The sequence below is a fragment of the Hassallia byssoidea VB512170 genome, assembly GCF_000817785.2.
Taxonomy (GTDB): Bacteria; Cyanobacteriota; Cyanobacteriia; order Cyanobacteriales; family Nostocaceae; genus Hassallia; species Hassallia carrinoi.
The window spans coordinates 1-20,791 of the sequence record NZ_JTCM02000012.1; the positions used below are offsets into that span (position 1 = coordinate 1).

Here is a 20,791-nt window from a genome sequence, read left to right on the forward strand (position 1 = left end):
CTCCCGTTACGAGCAAGACCGCTCCCGTTACGAGCAAGACCGCTCCCGTTACGAGCAAGACCGCTCCCGTTACGAGCAAGACCGCTCCCGTTACGAGTTAGACCGCTCCCGTTACGAGTTAGACCGCTACAGTTACGAGTTAGACCGCTCCCGTTACGAGTTAGACCGCTACAGTTACGAGTTAGACCGCTACAGTTACGAGTTAGACCGCTCCCGTTACGAGTTAGACCGCTACAGTTGCAATATTAATAACTAGAGCTTAAGTATGGTTACACCAACTTCAATATTGCTGATGATAACTTAAGCATTCAAAGGTAAGGATGCACAGTTATGCTCTTATACTGCCTGTTGCATCCAAAATTTTTGTATTTACTTTATTTTGCCATAATCCGGAATATTACATAGCAAAGTTGTATACAATTTCAGCAATAACCTGATAATGACCCAGTTATGCCGCCAGACTACTCCGGTCAAAATCTCCGAGGTCGCTCTTTTAAAGGTCAAAACCTGACAGGAGCAAACTTTAGCCGTGCAGATATTAGAGGGGCAGATTTTAGTAATGCCACCATAAGAGGCGCAAATTTCAGTTATGTCAAAGCTGGACTGCAAGACCATTGGACAATAGGCTTAATCATCTTTTCATTACTGTTAGCAGTAATTTCAGGATTTTTTTGGTCTTTCGCCGCTGGCTCACTCTTGCCGTCAATCAACAATACTTCGGAAACAAACAATAGTAGCGAAAACAACTCTGACTACAATCCACTACCTCAATTTATACCATTAGCTATTCTCTTTTACGCAATCATTCGTTTAGGTTTAGTAACGACTTTGGGATTTTTAACAGTAGCAGTAACAGTTGTATTGGTCGCAATAGCGGTGATGTTTGGAGCAATAGTTACGGTATTGCCAGTGTTGAAGAGAGAAGGTGAATTTTCTTGGAAATATAATTCGACAGAGAAATTTGACTCTACACAGTTTCAGCAGTGGATATCCTCAATATCCATACAAGCGGTAATTTCACTTTGCTCATTAATATTAGCGGTATTAGTAGGTGTGACTCCAGGAACCTTGGCTGTCTCTGTAGCAGAAATAGTAGGTGGAAGATTGGTGGTAAAAGGCGTAGTCACAGCAGCTGTAGTAGTCCCAGCAGTATTTGCATTATTTTGGGATTTATTTGGCAAGACACAGCCACAATTAGATATTTCCTATGCAAATCCTGCTATAGGAGCAGCAATTGGTCTGGCTTTCTGTGTTTATGTTAGTAAACGTGCTTTAGCTAGAGATGAAAAACAAGCTTTCATTCGCAACATTACAATTGCTATTACTGCTTGGCGTGGAACCAAATTTTATAATGCCGATTTAACTGATGCTGATTTTACTGGCGCAACCCTGAAAAACACAGATTTGAGAAAAGCAAATTTGACACGCACTCGTTTTTATGAAGCCAAAAAACTTGATTTTGCCAGACTTGACGACACCATATTAACTAAACTAGATATTCTCAAATTACTCGTCACTGGCAATGGTCGAGGAAAATCTTATGCTGGTGCAAACCTGAAAGGGGCTAACCTGATAGGCGCAGATTTGAAAGAAGCTAATCTTAAAGATGCTTATATTAGTGAAGCCACCTTTCAAGGAGCTTGTTTAGAAAAAGCAAACCTAACTCTAACTCAAGCTGTTAACACTGATTTTACCAGCGCCCAAATGACAGGCGCTTGTGTAGAAGCGTGGAATATTGAAAGTACAACAAAGTTAAATAATGTCGATTGCCGCTTTGTTTATCTTCTAGAATATCCCAAGCCAGAAACCGATGACCGCGAACGCCGTCCCAGTAGTGGCGACTTTAAACCAGGAGAATTTACCAAACTATTTGAAGAGGTTTTAAATACTGTTGATTTAATATTCCGCGACGGCATCGACTGGAAAGCTTTTGTTACTGCTTTCAAAAAAGTGCAAGCCGAAAATGAAGACACAGAATTAGCCATTCAAAGTATTGAAAATAAAGGCGATGGGGTTGTCGTCGTTAAGTTAGACGTGCCTCTTGATGCTGATAAAGAAAAGATTCATAGTGATTTTACGCAAAGTTATCAACTAGCACTGCAAGCCGTAGAAGAAAAATATAAAGCACAATTAAAAGCTAAAGATGAGCAAATAGTCATCTATCGCCAACAAAGCGGAGATATGAAAGAGATTATTAGCTTGTTAGCGAATAAACCTATAAATGTTCAAGTTGACAATAAACTAGAGAATAAAAATATGACTAACAGTAATGATGCCAGCCGCAAAATCAATATTGGCAGTGTCGGTGGAGATTTTAATGCTAGCGGACAAGCTTTGAATTTAGGTGAAATCAGCGGTACGGTGACAAACACCATCAACGAGTTACCAAAATCTGATGAACCAGAGAAACCGGGAATTAAGGAATTGTTGACGCAATTGCAAACAGCAATTGAAGCTGATACAAATTTAAGCGAAGAAGATAAAGCCGAGGCTTTAGAACAAGTGAAGGCTTTAGCAGAAGCCGGGAAAAATCCCCAAGAAGGAGCGATGCAAAAAGCAGCGAAAACGGCTATGAAGATTTTAAAAGGGACAATTTCTGGTTTACCCAGCGCGGCAACATTGGTTGAAGCGTGTGGTAAATTGTTGCCGCTGATTTCCAATTTCTTGGGGTTGGGGTGAAGAAACAGAGACGCGATCGCATTTGTTAACGCATAAAGAAAGACGCGATTAATCGCGTCTCTACAATTCTCCCACTCCTGTTTACGGACGTGGGGCGTTGAAGGCATCCCAGGCGGCTTTGGCAGCATCACCAAAGCGATCGCCCAATTGCGACACTTCCTTCCAAAACATCTGCCAGTTTCTGTCAGCTTCTTCTTGAATTGTCGCCCAAGAGCGTTCAATGCGATCGCGCTCAATTACTCTTTCGCCTTCCACCGCTTCCCGCGCTTTACGTATCGCATTTAAATACGTCTCGCGGGTAAGAGTACCTGCTGATTCTGCTTCAGCTTGGGCGCGTCTTTTCAACGCTTCAATTAACTCTTTAGTTTCATGCTTCAAATCATCAGTTTCGCCAGCCATTTCTCTTTCCACCATTTCATTGGTTTGCGGGCTGACTTCAACAATTACTTCAATATTCTTGTTTGCATCAGAATTCATAATTGTATCTCCTTTTTGGGTAATTGGGCATTGGTAATGGGTAATGGGTAATGGGTAATTGGTAATGGGTAATGGGTAATGGAAAAAGCTTTTTATTCCTTTCCCCTTGTCTCCCCTGTCTCCCTTGTCTCCCTTGTCCCCCTTGTCTCCCCTGTCCCCCTTGTCCCACATCACACTCTTTGCAATCGGGGCAATTCTTGCTCTAATTTCAACAATGCTTCAACTCGCGCTTCGGTGGAGGGGTGACTTGAAAATAAGCTGCTGAGGAATTGTCCGGAGAAAGCATTTGTAATTAACAATGGTTCAAATGCGGGATTTCCTGCCATTGGAATTTGTCGTGCTGTCGCTTCTAAGCGTTGCAACGCACGGGCTAAAGCGCGAGGATTGCCTGTTAATCTAGCAGAACCAGCATCGGCGGAGAATTCTCGCGTGCGGGAAATTGCTAGCTGAATCACCGTAGCTGCTAATGGTGCAAGAAATATTGTAAACAGCAATCCTAAAGGATTTGCACCTCTATTTTCATCTCGCGATCCCGATCCGCCAAACCATAAACTGTAGCTCAACATCTGGGATAAGAAGGAAATCGCACCGGCAATTGTAGCTGCAACGGCTTGCGTTAAGGTGTCACGATTCGCAACGTGTGTAAGTTCGTGGGCAATAACACCTTCGAGTTCATCCTCTGGCAATAAGTTTAAAATGCCTTCGGTGACGGCTACAGCGGCATGTTCTGGATCTCGTCCTGTAGCGAAAGCGTTAGCTGCTGCACCAGGAACAATGTAGATGCTGGGCATGGGAAGATTGGCGCGATCGCTCAATCTCTGCACCATTTGATATAATTCTGGCGCTTGCTGTCGTGATACTGGCTGGGCGCGATAAGCTGCTAAAGCAATCTTATCTGATTGATACCAAGAAAATAAATTTGTGACTGCGGCTATAACAATACCGAGTATTACGCCACTAGTACCGCCAATTATCCAGTAACTAATCGCAATTAAAAGACCACTTAAGGCAGCTAGTAAAGCTGCCGTTTTCAATTGATTTCTCATATTTCTGCTTCCTTGAAGTCTGCTGTATTGATTTTTCAACTTTATCTAGACAACAGCATCACTTAAGTCGTAGTTTGATTGTATCCACCTCAACTCAGATTTATGGTGCAGAAAACCTATCACAAAAGTACGGTTTTACTACAACTTGTTAGCAAATCATTATCTAAATTGACTTAATACATTATTTAATACATCAATAATTAAAAACAGCATCTATCTGGAGAATTAAATTTTATAAGATTATGATGATTTGATGAGAAACTAAAAATGATACAAGCGGAAATTCGCAATTGCATCGCCATTAGTTTAGGAGCGATCGCTGGTGCTTTAAGTCGATATTATCTAACTTTATGGTTTAGTGATCGCTTTGGAGTCAGTTTTCCCTATGGAACCTTTTTTATCAATATCAGCGGTTGTTTTGCGATGGGATTCTTCGCCACTTTCGCCTTAAATCATGTGACAATCATCTCTACCGAAGTGCGTTTGTTAGTCGCAACCGGATTTTTAGGTGCTTACACAACTTTCTCAACTTACGGTTTAGATACAGTTGCTTTATTGCGTAATAACATCTTCACAGCAACATTTTATTGGGCTGGCAGTGCAATACTGGGAATTATCTGCGTTCAGTTAGGTGTGATTTTAGCGAGATTGTGGAGGTAGTCCGGGGAGGAGTGGGGGAAGCGTGGTGTGGGAGAGGGGGGAGACTAGATCATGAGTCAGAATATTGGCACTGCCAAAATTTCTATTATCATTCCGGTTCTTAATGAAGCGTCCAATATCGAGGGTGCGATCGCTTCTACTCAACCGAGTACAAATATAGAAGTCATTGTTGTCGATGGCGGCTCACAAGATGACACTTATAAGATTGCTGATGATTTAAATGTCACAATTATATCCTCTATTCCAGGTCGCGCAGTGCAAATGAACAAAGGCGCAATCGTTGCAAAAGGGGATATTCTGCTATTTCTTCATGCGGATACACAGTTGCCGTCAGCATTTGATGTGATGATTCGCACAGCACTGCAAAAAAGTGGCACAGTAGCTGGTGCTTTTGCCTTGCGAATTGATGCAGAAGTGGCAAGTCTGCGGTTAGTGGAATGGGGAGTGAATATGCGATCGCGTTTTTGGCAAATGCCTTATGGGGATCAAGCGATTTTTTTAACAAAAGAGACATTTAACAAAATAGGCAATTTTCCGGAATTGCCCTTTATGGAAGACTTTGAAATCATGCGTCGTTTAAAACGCATCGGACGCATTACTATAATCCCCGTGCCAGTTATTACCTCAGCACGTCGATGGTTGCAAAAGGGAATTTGCAAAACCACCCTAATTAATCAAATTGTAATTATTGCTTATCTACTAGGCGTACCACCGCAACGACTTGTTAGCTGGTATCGGCAGAAAAAATTTAGGAAGATTTAAGCTACTTCTCATTTAACTAGCATATCTTAGTGATAAATAGTAATTGGAGATGATGAATTATTAAATGCAAAGTAGACTTTTGAGCCTTTGAGGTTCAAAGTTGACCCTCAGAAGCTCAACTTTCACCCTCAGAAGCTCAACGTTCACCCTCAGAAGCTCAACTTTCACCCTCAGAAGCTCAACTTTCACCCTCAGAAGCTCAACGTTCACCCTCAGAAGCTCAACGTTCACCCTCAGAAGCTCAACGTTCACCCTCAGAAGCTCAACGTTCACCCTCAGAAGCTCAAAGTTCACCCTTCCATGCACTTTGTACATAACAAAGTCAGGACTTACGCAAAAAACCTTGCCAGTTCCTTAATTTACGTAGCGATAATACCCTTCACAGAAGCCTTCGGCTACATGAATTATCGCTACTTACGATATGTTTTGCGCTCCCAACTGTGAAAGTTATAAAAATCCCTCTTCCCCCACTCCCCACTCCCCACTCCCCACTCCCCACTCCCCACTCCCCACTCCCCACTCCCCCACTCCTCCACTCCCCACACCACGCTTCCCCCACTCCCCACTCCCCACTCCCCACTCCCCACTCCCCACTCTCAAAAAATGAATCAGCGCCGACTGAAATTTAAACTCAAACTATTACTATTAATGTGTCTGGTTCCCTGCTTAATAATAGCCGCCAAACACATCGACATTCACGGACTTGTGTTGACTTCAATCATGTGGGTTAAAAGTCTTGGCATCTTCGGTCCAATTGCTTTTATGATAATTTATAACATAGCTACACTACTCTTTATACCCGGTTCCCTACTGACACTAAAAGGTGGTTGTCTGTTTGGTGTATTTTGGGGTTCGATTTATGTCTTAATTGCGGCACTATTAGGAGCAAGCTTGGCATTTTTAATTGGACGCTATCTATCACGGGATTGGGTTTGCCGAAAAATGGAAAAAAATCCGAAATTTAAAGCAATTGATCGAGCCGTTGCGAAAGAAGGATGGAAAATTGTACTGCTGACTCGCCTATCTCCTGTCTTTCCATTCAACTTATTAAATTATGCTTTTGGAGTTACACAAGTTTCTTTTAAAGATTATGTTTTAGGTTCGCTGGGCATCATTCCTGGTACTATCATGTATGTTTATCTTGGTTCTATTGCAGGCAACCTGGCAACGATGAACATATCTAATCAGCCAAGCAATCTAGAAACTCAAATTGGGCAATGGGTAATGCAAGCAGTTGGGTTTATTGCTACGGTTGCTGTGACTGTATATGTGACAAAAATTGCTCAGAAAGCTTTAAATGAAAGTATGGTGACAGCAGAAGTTAGCGATGATAGAGATAAGTTTAAGCGCTGAAGCGCTTACTACCAAAGTTTTTTAATAATGAACATACACTTTGTTTTAGCTCAGGTATCTTTTAATCTCCAAGACATCTTCAGAAATGCTTTGCAGTCAATTGATAACCTTGGTTCAGTGGGAGCATTTGCCTTTATTGGACTTTATATTATTGCTACTGTCGCTTTTTTACCAGGTTCAATTATCACTTTAGGGGCTGGCGTTATTTTTGGTGTAGTTTGGGGTTCGCTCTACGTCTTTATCGGTGCTACTCTAGGAGCAACTGCCGCTTTTCTAGTCGGACGTTATTTAGCAAGAAATTGGGTTGCCCGCCAAATCGAAGGTAACAAAAAATTCGCCGCTATTGATCGAGCAGTCGGCAAAGAAGGATTAAAAATAGTGCTTTTAACACGACTTTCCCCGGTGTTTCCCTTCAACTTATTAAACTACGCTTTTGGCATCACCGGAGTTTCTCTTAAAGATTACTTTATCGGCTCAGTCGGCATGATTCCCGGAACAATCATGTACGTTTACATTGGTTCTCTCGCTGGTAGTCTTGCCAGAATCGGCACAGAAACTCAACCGACCAACCCAACTGTACAATGGGCAATTCGTATCATTGGTTTTATTGCCACAGTTGGCGTCACAGTTTATGTTACCCGCATCGCCAAGAAAGCCCTAGAACAAGAGATTTCGTAGGGGTGGGGTTTCCCCCAGTAGTAACGAGAATTTAACAGCACTTATGCAAAAACTCTCTCAAACTCTTCTTCCTCTGTGTTCTCAGCGTTCTCTGCGGTAGCCTCCGGCAACGCCAAGGGCGAACGTTTTTTCATCCTAAAAGCGTAAATCCCATTAATTGTAATCAGCCTTTCAGCGCTGAAGCGCTGACTACGATTTACACCCTTCAGCACTTATGCAAAAACTCTCTCAAACTCTTCTTCCTCTGTGTTCTCTGCGTTCTCTGCGGTTCGTTTTTTGTCCTAAAAGCGTAAGTCCTATTAATTGTAGTCAGCACTAACAGCGCTGAAGCGCTGACTACGATTTACACCCTTCATCCTCAAAAAAGTAATTATGTCAAATTCAGAACTTCATCAAGTCACAGTCCGCCCAATCGATGAGTATAATCAAACATTAGTTTCCAATGTACATCCAGCAAATTGGGTAAATCCTGAACCTGCCCATTGTTACGACTTAGTAGTAATTGGTGCAGGTACGGCAGGCTTAGTTGTCGCCGCAGGTGCAGCCGGTTTAGATTTAAATTTGAAAGTCGCATTAATTGAAAAGCATCTCATGGGTGGAGATTGCTTAAATGTTGGTTGCGTACCGTCCAAATGTGTAATTAGGTCTTCGCGCTTAGTTGGAGAAATGTGGAATGCAGCTGAGTTAGGGATTAATATTCCCAAACATATTGACATTGATTTCCCGGCAGTGATGGCACGGATGCGACGAGTCAGAGCCGGTATAAGTCATCACGACTCGGCAGAGCGTTTTCAAAAGCTGGGAGTTGATGTCTTCTTGGGTAGCGGTAAATTTGCCAGTAACAATACTGTACAAGTTGACGGCAAAATTCTCAAGTTTAAAAAAGCTGTAATTGCAACCGGAGCAAGAGCTGCACGTCTTACAATTAGAGGCATTGAAGAAGCGGGTTATTTGACTAATGAAACAGTTTTTTCTCTCATCCAACGACCAGAACGTTTAGCGGTGATTGGTGGTGGTCCAATTGGTTGCGAAATGGCGCAGGCTTTTCGCCGTTTGGGTTGCGAAGTGACACTTTTGCATCAAGGTTCTCACATTTTAAATAAAGAAGATGCTGACGCAGCGAAAATTCTTCAACAAGTTTTCAAGAAAGAAGGTATTCGCTTAGTTTTAAATTGCCAGTTAGAAGAAGTAACAACCGTTACTGATGGTAAGCGACTTTACTTTTCTTCTAAAGGTCGCCGAGATTCTGTGACTGTAGATGAAATTTTAGTCGGTGTAGGACGCGCTCCGAATGTGGAAAAACTAAATTTAGAAGCAGTTGGGGTAGAATACGACCAGCGTCACGGTGTAAAGGTGAATGATTACCTTCAGACGACGAATCGCCATATTTATGCAGCGGGTGATATCTGCATGAATTGGAAATTCACCCATGCGGCAGATGCGGCAGCGCGAATTGTCATCAAAAATACGCTATTTTCGCCTTTTGGTTTGGGACGCTCTAAACTAAGTAGTCTGGTGATGCCTTGGGTGACGTATACTAACCCCGAAATTGCCCATGTCGGGATGTATGAAGAAGAAGCAAAAGAAAAGGGAATTGATGTGGAGACAATTCAAGTTCCTTTGAGTAGTGTAGATCGAGCGATCGCCGACGGTGAAGAATCTGGTTTTGTGAAAATTCATCACAAAAAAGGCTCGGATGAAATTATTGGTGCGACTATTGTCGCAGCTCACGCAGGTGAAATGATTTCCGAAGTAACCACCGCGATCGTCAATAAAATCGGTTTGAGCAAATTAAGCAGCGTGATTCATCCTTATCCAACCCAAGCCGAAGGCATTAAAAAAGCAGCAGATGCTTATCGTCGCACGCTGCTGACACCGAGAACAAAAGCATTATTAGGATTTTTGACAAAGCTTTCTTGAGGATGTTTTGTAGGCGATCGCTAACCCATCAACCATCAACCATCAACCATCAACCATCAACCATCAACCAACAACCAACAACTAACACCCAACAACTATTACCACGGTACAACGCCGTTTTCGTCAAAAAACCCGCCTGTTGGACCGTCAGAAGGTAATGTTGCCAAGCGCACTGGAGCGGTTGCACCCTGCTGTACAGTCCGCGTACCGTTGTGAGCATTGAGTTCAGTCGCGACGTAACCGGGATCGGCAGAATTAACCTTGATTGACGTATCTTTGAGTTCGTGCGCGAATTGAATTGTCATCGCGTTGAGTGCTGTTTTCGACGAGTTATAAGCCAGCAGTTTCATTTGCGCGTATTCATAATTGGGGTCAGTATTCTGTGTCAGCGATCCCAGACCGCTAGACATATTTACAATCCGCCCAGCATCAGACTTTTGCAGCAAAGGCAACATCGCCTTGATGACAGCGAAAACGCCAAAGAAGTTAGTGTCGTAGGTGCGACGCAAAACTTCGATGTCAAGTTGGCTAGGTGGTACTCTGTCAACAGCAATTCCTGCATTGTTGACCAGAATATCAAGCTTACCAAACTCACTTTCGATATGTTTTGCCGCAGCCTCAATACTGCCTTGATTTGTCACATCAAGCTGCACGGCATGTGCATCAATATTATGTTCAGCATGTAACTTTTCGGCAGCTTCTTGCCCTCGCTTTTCATCTCGTGCGCCAATCAACACTGTAATTCCTTGCACGCCTAATTGACGGGCAATTTCTAGCCCGATGCCTTTGTTTGCCCCGGTAATGAGTGCAACTTTATTTTCGACTGATTGTGATGTCATGAGTTACTCCAAAAGTGAAATGTAGCTTGTCTGTCTTTCTTGCTGAGTTAAATGATATGAGAATATAAGAACGCGATCGCCGTTTTCTAATGAGAGGAAAGCCAAAGATAGATTATGCTTGATTTTTGTTCTACAATCCATAGCTTACAAGTTACAGTGCGCTCAAAGTCAAGCCTAAATTACACTTTTAGATATGCGAAGAGGAGAAAATGCATATTGACAGACTCGACCATCTAGTAATGACTGTTGCAAACATTGAAAAAACAAGGAAGAGGGGGAAAGGGGAAAGGGGAAAGGGTAAAGAAAATGCAGGAGGGGAAAAATCTCTGGTTAGATATGTGATAAAAATCAATCCAAAGAGTAAAAAATAGCAGGTTTTACGTTCGATGTTCCCACTTTCCCTTAAACTAAGGGCAGTAACCTTGTTCAAACTGGCTTTGGTGGTGAACTGTGACAGAAGCCAATGATTCAATCTCTATCCAGAATGTCTCGCGCCGGGAATTAAGCGATTTAGTGCGAACTCAGTTGCAAATGCTGCTGGAAGCCGGAGATTTGCAAGCCGCAAAAGCGATTCTCGTACCTGTGCAACCTGCGGATATTGCTGATGCGATTGAAGGTTTGCCAGAAAAAATGCACGCTTTGGCTTTTCGCTTACTTTCCAAGGATGAGGCAATTGAGGTTTATGAACATCTCGACTACAGCATTCAAGAACTGTTAATCGAAGAACTCAGAAGCCAGGAGATTCGCGACATTGTTGATAAAATGTCACCAGATGACCGAGCAAGGTTATTTGATGAATTACCCGCAAAAGTCGTCAATCGTCTGCTAGAACAACTTAGTCCAAGCGAACGGGAATTTACTTCTCAGTTGTTGGGTTATGAAAGCGGTACTGCTGGGCGAATTATGACCCCAGAGTTAATTTCGCTGAAAGAAAATTTTACCATCGCTCAAGCTTTAGAGAGAATTCGCCGCCTAGCTAATGCTAGTGAGATGATTTATTACCTCTACATCACTAATGAGGCTAGACGTTTAACTGGGATGTTGTCGCTGCGCGATTTGGTGACATCTCAGCCAGAACAAAAAGTTAGCGACATGATGACCCGCGATGTAGTGTATGTTTATACGGATACAGACCAAGAAGAAGTAGCAAGATTGATCCAAAGATATGACTTTCTTGCCGTGCCTGTGGTAGATCGAGAACAGCGTTTAGTGGGAATTGTCACTGTAGATGATGTAATTGACATCCTGCAAGAGGAAACCACTGAGGATATCTACGCTTTAGGTGGTGGTGTGCAGTCCGGAGGCGACAATTATTTTCAGACAGGTTTGCTGACAGTTGCCCGCAAGCGAGTAGTTTGGTTGTTAGTATTACTTGTAACTAATACGATTACGGGAACAATTATTAAATCCCAAGAAGATATTTTAAGTCAAGTGGTGGTACTGACGGCGTTTATCCCTTTACTGACAGGCACTGGCGGGAATGTCGGCGCTCAATCTTCAACAGTAGTAATTCGCGGGATGAATACCGAAGAAATACGGAGTATGGGTTCGTTGCAGGTGATTGGTAGAGAAGCGATCGCCGGCGCTTTGTTAGGAACGATGTTAGGTGCGATCGCCACAGTGTGGGCATACTTTCTGCAAAATAATTTATCAGTAGCGATCGCTGTCGGCACCAGTCTGGTAGCCATTTCTATTTTAGCTTCTATCTCCGGTTCAGCACTGCCGTTTCTATTCCGCTTACTTCGCTTAGATCCAGCATTAATGTCAGCACCATTTATTACTACCGCAGTCGATGTAGCTGGTGTTTTAATTTACTTCAATTTGGCAAGAATAATTTTAAGGATATAGTTCGTGGATAGTTGTTGGTTGGAGCGTGGATAGTTGTTAAGAGTTAGTGGTTAGTTGGAGCGTTGTTAAGATTTACCACTATCCACTATCCACTATCCCCTATCCACTATCCACTAATTAAAGTTCTGATGCCGTATCTGGCGCAACCACTTCGCCGGTACCAATTTGTAATATCATGTCTTGGTCGGTAATCAGTTCATTGAGTTCTTTGACTTGCAAATTCATTTCCTCACAAGCTTGCCGTAATTCACGCGCAAAGGTGTTGAGGTCGTCACCATAACCACATTGAAAAGCAGCGGTTTCAATTCCCTGTTTGGCATTCGCTCTAGCACAATCCACTAGCTCTGTGCCTTGCAATCGTGTTGGGGATGCCATAGCCGTAATTTTTATGTATAAAGTGTTCTTTACGACATTATCAACTATAAAGCAATTTTTCATCCCTCTAATGGTTGACTCAATAATTGGTAATAGGGAATTGATAATTGGTAATTGGTAATTGAGGATTGGTAATAGGAATAAGAAAAGTACTTCCCCATTACCCATTCCCCATTCCCCATTCCCCATTCCCCATTACCCGTTAACTACCGATCCACCATTGGGATGCAACACTTGTCCAGAGAAGTAAGAACTGTCATCGGATGCTAAAAATACAAAGCTGGGTGCAACTTCTTCGGGTTGTCCGGGTCTTTCCATTGGTACTTGTTTGCCAAATGTTTCAACTTTATCTTCTGGGAAAGTTGAGGGAATTAAAGGTGTCCAAATCGGACCTGGTGCAACAGCGTTGACGCGAATTTTCTTTTCTACTAAACTTTGTGACAAAGAACGAGTAAAGGCAACGATCGCACCTTTGGTGGAAGAATAATCAAGTAGTTGCGGATTGCCTTTATAAGCGGTTACTGATGTAGTATTAACAATGGCGCTGCCTTCGTGCAAGTGCTTCATCGCCGCTTTGGTCATGAAAAACATTGAGAAAATATTAGTACGGAAGGTGCGCTCTAGCTGCGATGCGCTGATATCTTCTATACTTTCTTGCGGATGCTGTTCGGCAGCGTTGTTGACGAGAATATCAAGTTTGCCAAGTTCATCTACAGTTTGTTGTACAGCTTGCTGACAAAAGCTTTCGTCACCAATATCACCAGCGATCGCTACTGCACGACGTCCATGTTTTTCGACTAAATTCTTGGTTTCTTTAGCGTCGTCGTGTTCATTCAAGTAAACTATCGCCACATCTGCACCTTCTTTAGCATAGGCGATCGCTACAGCACGACCAATTCCACTATCGCCACCAGTAATCAAAGCAACTTTATCTTTTAATTTACCACTTCCCTGATAACTTGAATCATCTGCCTTCGGTTTCGGCGTCATTTCTGATTCTTTACCTGGTGGTTTCTGTTGCTGTGGTGGTTGTAACGATTCTTCTGGCATAAAATTCTCCCTGAATATTAACTCGTGATTTGGTAATGGGAAATAGGTAATGGGTAATGGGGAGACAAGCAGACAAGCAGACAAGGGGAAAGGGGAGAAGCCCAATCCCCAATGCCCAATCCCCAATGCCCAATCCCCAATTACCAATTAGCCATTACCTATTCCCAATTTTCAATTCCCAAAAACAAACCCTGGATCGAAAATTCAACCCAAGGTTAATTTTTTCCTTTGGCTTAGGCATTGCTACCCCGTATAGCCAAGCGTACTAATTGCGCGGCTTACATTATTTCTCCCCACACTCACACGCTATTTATCTAACAAAGGATACAACTTAACAACTTTCACTTGATGAAGGATTTCTCCTGCTCACCTGCCCTTAAGTTATCTATTGTCTAGTGGAAATTTATCAATCTTTGGATGTAAACAAACTTAATTTCTATCAGTCTAAAGACGTATTGTAAATTAATTAAAAGTAAGGAATTAGCAACTAACACAGAAATCTAATTTAATTTATTAAACAAGCCAATTCTTTCCTCCTATTACCCATTCCCCATTCCCCATTCCCTATTCCCCATTCCCCATTCCCCATTCCCCATTCCCCATTCCCCACTGTAAATCTGCTACGATACACCAAATAAGTCTATTGACTAAGGTAGCCTGTAAAAATGGATTTACTAGCTGATATATACAATTCTTTTAATCCCTTTGAGACTGCATCAAAAGAAGCATATGTCGATTGTCGAGAGGTGCGTGGTAATTGGGAAGTATATCAAGAGTTGGGCAAGAAAGTTGTACTTTCAAACCACGCTACCTGTCAGCTATGTTCCGGGCATCGGGGTACGGGTAAATCCACCGAGTTGTTGCGTTTGAAAGAAAACTTAGAAGGCAGGGGATATTTTGTTGTTTATTTTGCGGTAGACGATCAAGATATTGAACCGGAAGATGTGGAATATGCTGATATATTAATGGCTTGTACTCGGCATTTGGTGGAAGCAGTCAAAATAGAACAGCATAATCCACTGCTGGAATGGATGGAGTCACGCTGGGAATCGTTCAAAGACTTGATGCTGATGGAAGTATCTTTTGAGAAGCTGAACTTAGAACAGCAGATTTCTCAATTTTCCAAAATTACCGCAACAATCAAAGCTGTCCCGGATATGCGATCGCGTAATAAGGCAAAAGATTAATGCTAATACACCTTCGTTGGTTAAAGCGCTGAATGACTTTATTTTACAAGCTCAAAAATCTTTACCGAAAAGTAAAAATAACGGGTTAGTTATAATTGTTGATAATCTCGATCGCATTGTGGAGATTAAGGAAGAAGGAAGACCCAGCAATTATGAAGAAATCTACCTAAATCGTAGTGAAATGTTACGGGGTTTGAAGTGCCATGTTCTCTACACAGTGCCCATCGATGTTGTATATTCAGATTTGGCGACTAATTTTGACACTAGTTACCACAATATTGAAGTAGTGCCGATGATGATGGTACGAAATCCTAATGGTGATGCTAACGAAACTGGGCTGAAGAAACTGCGAGAATTGATTTGTCAGCGAGTTAGATTAATTGAGCCAAAACTGGAAAGAACATTAGAGGGCAAAGTCAAAGGTTTAGATTTACCAGCTGTGTTTGATAGTCCAGAAACACTCAAACAACTCTGCTTGATGAGTGGTGGACATATGCGGGATTTGATGAAGTTGATTCAAAGTGCGATCAAGCAAGTCGATCAACTACCGATTACATCCAAAGCTGTAAAATTAGCGATTGAGAAAGCGCGTGAAACTTACCGCAAAGGTGTTCAAGAACATCATTGGGATATTTTAGCTCAAGCTAATAGCTGTAAAGATAAGAAAGACGACAAGGAACATTTACGTTTGCTCAGAAATCGCTCGCTGCTAGAATATCGCTATTATGATGAAAACGATTCCCTCCAGATTTGGTGCGATGTTCACCCATTGATTGAGGGAACTCCCAAGTTTAAAGATGCACTTAGCAAAATTCCATCTGTAAGCGGAAACCCTCTCTAAATCTCTCCCCCACACAGAGAGAGACTTTGATTGTTTCTCTCTTTTCCTTGTAGTAGGGTGTGTTATTGCTGAGGGTACGGCACCATCCTAGATTTTAGGTGCTGACTGACCCCTTATTTTCTCACAAAACCCTCCTACAGAGGTTTCGGCGGAACGTCTATACAATATTAATTACACAATGTCATTGTGACAATGCCATTGCATCGGGTGACAATGCCATTGCATCGGGTGACAATGCCATTGCATCGAGTGACAATGGCATTGCATCGAGTGACAATGGCATTGCATCGGGTGACAATGGCATTGCATCGGGTGACAATGGCATTGCATCGGGTGACAATGGCATTGCATCGGGTGACAATGCCATTGCATCGGGTGACAATGCCATTGCATCGGGTGACAATGCCATTGCATCGGGTGACAATGCCATTGCATCGGGGTAGAGACGCGATAAATCGCCGTCTCTACAAGTTTGACTGTATTCTGGATGATATGAGTACCACTAATTCGTCTGAAGATGCTGTACCTTCAAGGGAAGAAGTCTACAAAACCCTTTTGCGATCGCTACGGCTAAAAAAAGGGTTTGGGATTGTGTTTGTGCAATGTTCACCCGCAGAAGCTAGCAGTTTGATTCGGGAAGTGGAGAAAGATTTACCACAAAAACGGATTGGTGTTTTGAAGTTAACTGAGGCAATTGATAATTTATATGATTTGGTGGCAAATCGTTTCGATTGTCATGATTTAAATATTCTGTTTATTCAAGGTTTGGAAAAGTCTCTTGAGCCTTATATTAAACCGGGATATGGTGGTGAGGGTGAATATTATAACCTGAATACTGTTCCGAAAATTTTCAGTCACTTAAATCAGAGACGAGAAGGTTTTCGAGACAACTTTAGTAATATTTGCTTCGTTCTGATTTTACCGTTGTTTGCCATTAAATTTTTTATTCGTCGCGCTCCAGATTTTTTCGATTGGAGTTCGGGAGTATTTGAGTTTCCCGACAAGCGAGAATTTATAGAACAATCCTATGAAAAGTTAATACAAGGTGAATATTATGAATATTTAAATCTCACCCCAGAAGAACAAACTCAAAAACTTTTCGGGTTTGAGATGCTTCTAGAAACTGAGCAGTCCCCAGAGCGAAAAGCAAGTATTTTGTTTGAGCAGGGAAATTTATTTGCTGCTGGGCAAGATATGATGAGCGCGATCGTATCTTACGATCAAGCTGTGAAAATAAAGATTGATGACCACCATGCTTGGTACAACCGGGGTAATGCGCTTTGTGATTTGGGACGGTTTGAAGAAGCTGTTGCATCTTACGAGCAAGCTGTGAAAATAAAGAGTGATGACCACCATGCTTGGTACAACCGTGGTGTTGCGCTCTCTGATTTGGGACGGTTTGAAGAAGCTGTTACAGCTTACGAGCAAGCTGTGAAAATAAAGAGTGATTTCCACAAAGCTTGGAACAACCGGGGTAATGCGCTGCGTAATTTGGGACGGTTTGAAGAAGCTGTTGCATCTTACGATCAAGCTGTGAAAATAAAGAGTGATAAACACGATGCTTGGTACAACCGGGGTATTGCGCTGCGTAATTTGGGACGGTTTGAAGAAGCTGTTGCATCTTACGAGCAAGCTGTGAAAATAAAGAGCGATGACCACGAAGCTTGGAACAACCGGGGTAATGCGCTCTATGATTTGGGACGGTTTGAAGAAGCTGTTGCATCTTTCGATCAAGCTGTGAAAATAAAGAGTGATGACCACGAAGCTTGGAACATGCGGGGTTATGCGCTCTTTAATTTAGGACGGTTTGAAGAAGCTGTTGCATCTTTCGATCAAGCTGTGAAAATAAAGATTGATTACCACGAAGCTTGGGACAATCGCGGATATGCTTTATCTAAACAGGGAAAATCGCCAGACGCAATTAAATCTTACGACCAAGCAATAGAAATAAAATCTGACTTTGCAAATGCTTGGTACAATCGCGCTTGTGCTTATGCTGATTTAGGTAATATTGATAAAGCCATAGAAAACCTGCAAACCGCAATTAATTTAGACGCTAAATATCGAGAAATGGCGAAAACCGACGCTGATTTTGATAGCATTCGTAATGATACGCGGTTTCAGGCGTTGCTGATTAAGAATATGAATTTGTCTCACGCAGAGGCACAGAGTCGCAGAGAGTAAGAGTTTGAGATGCTTGATTTTTAAGCTTCATATTTTAATTCAGCAACCCCGAAAAGACAATTATTTCTTCCCATTACCCATTACCCATTACCCATTCCCCATTCCCCATTCCTTCAGACATATATCAAAGAAGTGTTGCGTTTTAACCGCGTCTCGTTGTTTCCTAAGATATACAAGAGTAATAACGCATTATTGGGATCAATATAGGATAAGGATTATGGTAACGTTGAATGTTTCTGAGTCAGATCAAGCCGATCGCTTTCGGGATCTGCAATTAACTTTACGCGATCGCTGGAAAACTATCGAGCTATTTGACAATAGTGATGCTGATATTTTAGTTGTTCCCTCTCTCAGTATCGATCAACGCGAACTTCAGAAAATCGAAGGTTGCGAACATTATGAAGAACGATTGCTATTTTCGTTGATGCGTTTGCGGAATCCCCGCACCAGGCTAATTTATGTCACATCAATGCCGCTGCATCCCAGTGTTATTGATTATTATTTACAATTATTGCCGGGAATTCCCTTTTCACATGCCCGCAATCGCTTGCTGCTACTTTCTACTTACGATTCTTCCCTCAAACCTCTCAGCCAAAAGATTTTAGAACGTCCGCGCTTATTAGAGCGAATTCGCCAAGCTTTGAGGCTAGACAAATCGTTCATGACATGCTATAATTCCAGTTATTTTGAAGGTGAATTGTCTCTCAAATTGGGTGTACCCCTGTACGCAGCGGCGCCAAATTTGGAGATTTGGGGAAGTAAAAGCGGCAGTCGGCAAATCTTTGCAGAAAGTAAAGTTCCGTTTCCAGATGGGTGCGAGAGAGTTTGGAATGAAACAGATTTGGCAGAAGCCGCAGCCGATTTGTGGGAACGTCAGCCGACATTAAAACGGATCGTCGTGAAACTCAACGAAGGCATTTCCGGAGAAGGAAACGCGCTGTTGGATCTAAGACCGATCGCTAATTTAGCACCTCCAAATAGTTCTCATGCGGAACGGGTGGCAGCAATGAGCGATCGCTTCTCAACAATGAGCTTTCAGGCAAAAAAAGAAAATTGGGATAATTTTTCGGGACGAATTACTGAGTTAGGGGGAATTGTCGAAGCATTTGTGGAAGGAGAAATCAAGCGATCGCCTAGTGTTCAAGGACGCATCACACCCAACGGTGAAGTAGAAATTCTCTCAACTCACGACCAAATTCTCGGAGGTCCAGACGGTCAAATTTATCTTGGTTGTCGATTTCCCGCTGACGAAGTTTATCGACTGCAATTGCAACAATTAGGGATACAAGTTGGCAAAAAGTTAGCGGAAAAAGGCGCATTAGAAAGATTTGGCGTAGATTTTATCGCCGTTGATAAAGGAAATAATGAGTGGGATCTTGAGGCGATCGAAATCAACTTGCGTAAAGGTGGCACTACCCATCCCTTCATGACCTTAAAGTTATTAACCAACGGACGCTATGACCTCTCCACAGGATTATTTTACAGCCAACAGGGACGACCCAAATACTACATGGCTACCGACAATTTGCAAAAAGACCGCTATCGAGGATTGTTACCCAACGATTTGATGGATATCATCGCCCATCACAGACTGCACTTTGATAGCGGAACCGAGATAGGCACAGTATTTCATTTAATGGGATGTCTTTCTCAATTTGGCAAATTGGGATTAACTTGTATCGGAGATTCTCCCCAACAAGCGGAAGAAATTTATAACAAAGTCGTCAAAGTCCTAGACGAAGAAACCCGCACCAGCAAAAGCGATTTTTCCTCATTCTCAGATTACGACTTCGCCACCACCTGGGACGGCTATAGTTTTTAGGTAATTGGGCATGGGGCATTGGGAATAGGGAATTGGGAATTGGTAATGGGTAATAGGGAATTGGGAATTGGGCATTGGGAATTGGGAACGTGGTAATTCCCCATCACCCATCACCCATTACCCATTACCCATTACCCATTCTCCATTCCCCAATTACATGTTTAACAGGTCTAATGCTTGTTCCAAGTGCATTTTAGCTTTATGCAAGTTAAGCAGCGTTTCTTGTTCATAGCGCTGGGGGTACTCTAAGCGCTTTCCTTGCATCGTTGCTCTAATTAACGCCGATTGTTGGTCGGTAGGTTCTCCCATCTGGTCGAGTGCTTGTCCTAAGTCCTGATAGCCTTTAAAAGTCATTCGCCTTAATCCTTCCCCTTCCTTCGTCTGACGTAAGGCAATAGCCGCAAAGGTTAATAGAGCATCAATCCAAGCAGTTTTATAGCTCGGATTACCCAGTGGCTTCAATCCATACTGCTTACACAGTCCCTTTAGTTCCCCTACAGTTTTAATTTCCAATTCCGAACGAGTGAACATAAAATAATAATGTCCGTTGATTGTTTTTGGTTAATGGATATTGGTGGTTGAAACCGTCCAAAGTGGCAACCACCAATTAACTATTAATTTTGCATGACGACACGCCACAAACAACGTTTGTCTCCAAATCTTTACAATGTCACCCAAGCGTGAAAATGAACATTTAAAAAAGTACAAATTTACTACTGAAAGAGAAGAAGCCTTAACTGCAAAACTTACAATCCGAATCGCGCCTTCAAAATTAGAAAAGCTTAAAACCTTAGAAAATTATCCAGAGTTTGTCCGTCAAGCGATAGATAAAGCACTCGATGAACTAGAAAAAGATGACTAAGTATAAATACATCTATAAATAATCCTCTTTGAACAAGGTATTTTTGTTACTTATACGTTAAATTTGCAATTATTAGAAAATCTAATGCAGAGTTTCACAGAAACTTCTGGCAATAAGTTGTTTACAAAGCTAAACCAAAAATCCCAAAGGCTAGTATTTCTAAATTACTTGAAGTAATTACTTGAAGTAAATTAGAGAAGGTATCTTT

General features: G+C 42.2%; 23 protein-coding genes and 1 pseudogene. 17 read left to right on the plus strand and 7 right to left on the minus strand.

What is annotated here, in order from left to right; genetic code table 11:
• Together PI95_RS08350 and PI95_RS08355 are read left to right on the plus strand one after the other, a co-directional pair.
• On the plus strand, nt 1-256 hold a 256-nt coding region (locus tag PI95_RS08350), incomplete at its 5' end, for a hypothetical protein (RefSeq protein ID WP_201280360.1).
• Nucleotides 257-450: 194 nt separating this feature from the next.
• Nucleotides 451-2,679: a pentapeptide repeat-containing protein gene (locus tag PI95_RS08355; protein ID WP_039747447.1), complete on the plus strand. Its 2,229-nt coding sequence runs from the start codon at nt 451-453 to the stop codon at nt 2,677-2,679.
• 81 nt (nt 2,680-2,760) lie between these two features.
• On the opposite strand, the gene PI95_RS08360 is transcribed toward PI95_RS08355, so the two are convergent.
• Nucleotides 2,761-3,156 carry a hypothetical protein gene (locus tag PI95_RS08360; protein WP_039747615.1) on the minus strand — a complete coding sequence of 132 codons (396 nt, stop codon included), beginning with the start codon at nt 3,154-3,156 and terminating at the stop codon, nt 2,761-2,763.
• Nucleotides 3,157-3,326: 170 nt separating this feature from the next.
• Nucleotides 3,327-4,202 (minus strand): zinc metalloprotease HtpX, encoded by an 876-nt coding sequence (locus PI95_RS08365; RefSeq protein WP_039747446.1) that lies wholly within the window; start codon nt 4,200-4,202, stop codon nt 3,327-3,329.
• Between the two features lie 267 nt (nt 4,203-4,469).
• Here PI95_RS08365 and crcB point away from each other — a divergent pair, with 267 nt between their 5' ends.
• The gene (gene crcB, locus PI95_RS08370; protein ID WP_039747445.1) at nt 4,470-4,862 is read left to right on the plus strand and encodes a fluoride efflux transporter CrcB; all 393 of its coding nucleotides are present in this window, start codon (nt 4,470-4,472) and stop codon (nt 4,860-4,862) included.
• A gap of 51 nt (nt 4,863-4,913) precedes the next feature.
• A complete protein-coding gene (locus PI95_RS08375) occupies nt 4,914-5,624 on the plus strand; it encodes a TIGR04283 family arsenosugar biosynthesis glycosyltransferase (RefSeq protein WP_039747444.1) in 711 nt (236 codons plus the stop codon).
• Nucleotides 5,625-5,684: 60 nt separating this feature from the next.
• Here the strand turns inward: PI95_RS08375 and PI95_RS08380 are convergent, their stop codons facing one another.
• Nucleotides 5,685-5,939, minus strand: a complete 255-nt coding sequence (locus PI95_RS08380; RefSeq protein WP_163518717.1) for a hypothetical protein — start codon at nt 5,937-5,939, stop codon at nt 5,685-5,687.
• Nucleotides 5,940-6,045: 106 nt separating this feature from the next.
• Between PI95_RS08380 and PI95_RS08385 the strand changes: the two genes are divergently transcribed.
• The 4 genes from PI95_RS08385 to PI95_RS08400 all read left to right on the plus strand — a co-directional run bounded on the left by PI95_RS08385 (nt 6,046) and on the right by PI95_RS08400 (nt 9,575).
• Complete coding sequence (locus PI95_RS08385) at nt 6,046-6,231, plus strand: hypothetical protein (RefSeq protein WP_236116985.1); 186 nt, start codon at nt 6,046-6,048, stop codon at nt 6,229-6,231.
• Nucleotides 6,228-6,977: a TVP38/TMEM64 family protein gene (locus PI95_RS08390; RefSeq protein WP_039747442.1), complete on the plus strand. Its 750-nt coding sequence runs from the start codon at nt 6,228-6,230 to the stop codon at nt 6,975-6,977. The genes PI95_RS08385 and PI95_RS08390 overlap by 4 nt, the downstream gene beginning before the upstream one ends.
• A 27-nt stretch (nt 6,978-7,004) precedes the next feature.
• Complete coding sequence (locus PI95_RS08395; protein WP_163518719.1) at nt 7,005-7,655, plus strand: TVP38/TMEM64 family protein; 651 nt, start codon at nt 7,005-7,007, stop codon at nt 7,653-7,655.
• Nucleotides 7,656-8,027: 372 nt separating this feature from the next.
• Complete coding sequence (locus PI95_RS08400; RefSeq protein WP_039747441.1) at nt 8,028-9,575, plus strand: mercuric reductase; 1,548 nt, start codon at nt 8,028-8,030, stop codon at nt 9,573-9,575.
• Between the two features lie 98 nt (nt 9,576-9,673).
• Here PI95_RS08400 and PI95_RS08405 read toward each other — a convergent pair whose 3' ends face one another.
• Nucleotides 9,674-10,414 carry an SDR family oxidoreductase gene (locus PI95_RS08405; protein ID WP_039747440.1) on the minus strand — a complete coding sequence of 247 codons (741 nt, stop codon included), beginning with the start codon at nt 10,412-10,414 and terminating at the stop codon, nt 9,674-9,676.
• Nucleotides 10,415-10,623: 209 nt separating this feature from the next.
• Here PI95_RS08405 and PI95_RS08410 point away from each other — a divergent pair, with 209 nt between their 5' ends.
• Together PI95_RS08410 and mgtE are read left to right on the plus strand one after the other, a co-directional pair.
• On the plus strand, nt 10,624-10,785 hold the full coding sequence (locus PI95_RS08410; protein WP_163518720.1) for a hypothetical protein: 162 nt from the start codon (nt 10,624-10,626) through the stop codon (nt 10,783-10,785).
• Nucleotides 10,786-10,864: 79 nt separating this feature from the next.
• Nucleotides 10,865-12,262, plus strand: a complete 1,398-nt coding sequence (mgtE, locus tag PI95_RS08415; protein WP_039747439.1) for a magnesium transporter — start codon at nt 10,865-10,867, stop codon at nt 12,260-12,262.
• 117 nt (nt 12,263-12,379) lie between these two features.
• On the opposite strand, the gene PI95_RS08420 is transcribed toward mgtE, so the two are convergent.
• Together PI95_RS08420 and PI95_RS08425 are read right to left on the minus strand one after the other, a co-directional pair.
• Nucleotides 12,380-12,637, minus strand: a complete 258-nt coding sequence (locus PI95_RS08420; protein ID WP_039747438.1) for a hypothetical protein — start codon at nt 12,635-12,637, stop codon at nt 12,380-12,382.
• A 195-nt stretch (nt 12,638-12,832) separates the two neighbouring features.
• Nucleotides 12,833-13,687, minus strand: a complete 855-nt coding sequence (locus PI95_RS08425) for an SDR family oxidoreductase (protein ID WP_039747436.1) — start codon at nt 13,685-13,687, stop codon at nt 12,833-12,835.
• Between the two features lie 665 nt (nt 13,688-14,352).
• On the opposite strand from PI95_RS08425, the gene PI95_RS35150 reads away from it, so the two are divergent.
• The 6 genes and pseudogenes from PI95_RS35150 to PI95_RS08445 all read left to right on the plus strand — a co-directional run bounded on the left by PI95_RS35150 (nt 14,353) and on the right by PI95_RS08445 (nt 19,721).
• Nucleotides 14,353-14,874, plus strand: a complete 522-nt coding sequence (locus tag PI95_RS35150; protein ID WP_052325202.1) for a P-loop NTPase family protein — start codon at nt 14,353-14,355, stop codon at nt 14,872-14,874.
• 16 nt (nt 14,875-14,890) lie between these two features.
• The gene (locus tag PI95_RS35155; RefSeq protein WP_052325201.1) at nt 14,891-15,715 is read left to right on the plus strand and encodes a hypothetical protein; all 825 of its coding nucleotides are present in this window, start codon (nt 14,891-14,893) and stop codon (nt 15,713-15,715) included.
• 98 nt (nt 15,716-15,813) lie between these two features.
• Nucleotides 15,814-15,951: pseudogene (locus tag PI95_RS37705) on the plus strand (hypothetical protein); the annotation flags it as partial.
• A gap of 3 nt (nt 15,952-15,954) precedes the next feature.
• Nucleotides 15,955-16,158 carry a hypothetical protein gene (locus tag PI95_RS37710; RefSeq protein ID WP_507236758.1) on the plus strand — a complete coding sequence of 68 codons (204 nt, stop codon included), beginning with the start codon at nt 15,955-15,957 and terminating at the stop codon, nt 16,156-16,158.
• Between the two features lie 667 nt (nt 16,159-16,825).
• Nucleotides 16,826-17,899, plus strand: coding sequence for a tetratricopeptide repeat protein (locus PI95_RS37655; RefSeq protein ID WP_444881575.1), 1,074 nt, complete (start codon nt 16,826-16,828; stop codon nt 17,897-17,899).
• Nucleotides 17,900-18,116: 217 nt separating this feature from the next.
• Nucleotides 18,117-19,721, plus strand: coding sequence for a peptide ligase PGM1-related protein (locus PI95_RS08445; protein WP_039747433.1), 1,605 nt, complete (start codon nt 18,117-18,119; stop codon nt 19,719-19,721).
• Nucleotides 19,722-19,874: 153 nt separating this feature from the next.
• On the opposite strand, the gene PI95_RS08450 is transcribed toward PI95_RS08445, so the two are convergent.
• On the minus strand, nt 19,875-20,252 hold the full coding sequence (locus tag PI95_RS08450) for a hypothetical protein (protein ID WP_039747431.1): 378 nt from the start codon (nt 20,250-20,252) through the stop codon (nt 19,875-19,877).
• Between the two features lie 136 nt (nt 20,253-20,388).
• Between PI95_RS08450 and PI95_RS08455 the strand changes: the two genes are divergently transcribed.
• Nucleotides 20,389-20,583 carry a hypothetical protein gene (locus PI95_RS08455; protein WP_039747430.1) on the plus strand — a complete coding sequence of 65 codons (195 nt, stop codon included), beginning with the start codon at nt 20,389-20,391 and terminating at the stop codon, nt 20,581-20,583.
• Nucleotides 20,584-20,791 lie beyond the last annotated feature (208 nt).

Excerpts from the sequence above, each read along its gene's own strand:
- PI95_RS08390 (WP_039747442.1), top strand. The coding sequence starts at position 6,228 with ATGAATCAGCGCCGACTGAAATTTAAACTCAAACTATTACTATTAATG.
- PI95_RS08420 (WP_039747438.1), bottom strand. The coding sequence starts at position 12,637 with ATGGCATCCCCAACACGATTGCAAGGCACAGAGCTAGTGGATTGTGCT.
- PI95_RS08445 (WP_039747433.1), top strand. The coding sequence starts at position 18,117 with ATGGTAACGTTGAATGTTTCTGAGTCAGATCAAGCCGATCGCTTTCGG.
- PI95_RS08455 (WP_039747430.1), top strand. The coding sequence starts at position 20,389 with ATGTCACCCAAGCGTGAAAATGAACATTTAAAAAAGTACAAATTTACT.
- PI95_RS08380 (WP_163518717.1), bottom strand. The coding sequence starts at position 5,939 with ATGTACAAAGTGCATGGAAGGGTGAACTTTGAGCTTCTGAGGGTGAAC.
- PI95_RS08365 (WP_039747446.1), bottom strand. The coding sequence starts at position 4,202 with ATGAGAAATCAATTGAAAACGGCAGCTTTACTAGCTGCCTTAAGTGGT.
- PI95_RS08405 (WP_039747440.1), bottom strand. The coding sequence starts at position 10,414 with ATGACATCACAATCAGTCGAAAATAAAGTTGCACTCATTACCGGGGCA.
- PI95_RS08450 (WP_039747431.1), bottom strand. The coding sequence starts at position 20,252 with ATGTTCACTCGTTCGGAATTGGAAATTAAAACTGTAGGGGAACTAAAG.
- PI95_RS08385 (WP_236116985.1), top strand. The coding sequence starts at position 6,046 with ATGTTTTGCGCTCCCAACTGTGAAAGTTATAAAAATCCCTCTTCCCCC.
- PI95_RS08395 (WP_163518719.1), top strand. The coding sequence starts at position 7,005 with ATGAACATACACTTTGTTTTAGCTCAGGTATCTTTTAATCTCCAAGAC.
- PI95_RS08360 (WP_039747615.1), bottom strand. The coding sequence starts at position 3,156 with ATGAATTCTGATGCAAACAAGAATATTGAAGTAATTGTTGAAGTCAGC.
- PI95_RS08375 (WP_039747444.1), top strand. The coding sequence starts at position 4,914 with ATGAGTCAGAATATTGGCACTGCCAAAATTTCTATTATCATTCCGGTT.
- PI95_RS08400 (WP_039747441.1), top strand. The coding sequence starts at position 8,028 with ATGTCAAATTCAGAACTTCATCAAGTCACAGTCCGCCCAATCGATGAG.
- PI95_RS08410 (WP_163518720.1), top strand. The coding sequence starts at position 10,624 with ATGCATATTGACAGACTCGACCATCTAGTAATGACTGTTGCAAACATT.
- crcB (WP_039747445.1), top strand. The coding sequence starts at position 4,470 with ATGATACAAGCGGAAATTCGCAATTGCATCGCCATTAGTTTAGGAGCG.
- PI95_RS08355 (WP_039747447.1), top strand. The coding sequence starts at position 451 with ATGCCGCCAGACTACTCCGGTCAAAATCTCCGAGGTCGCTCTTTTAAA.
- PI95_RS08425 (WP_039747436.1), bottom strand. The coding sequence starts at position 13,687 with ATGCCAGAAGAATCGTTACAACCACCACAGCAACAGAAACCACCAGGT.
- PI95_RS37655 (WP_444881575.1), top strand. The coding sequence starts at position 16,826 with ATGCTTCTAGAAACTGAGCAGTCCCCAGAGCGAAAAGCAAGTATTTTG.
- PI95_RS35150 (WP_052325202.1), top strand. The coding sequence starts at position 14,353 with ATGGATTTACTAGCTGATATATACAATTCTTTTAATCCCTTTGAGACT.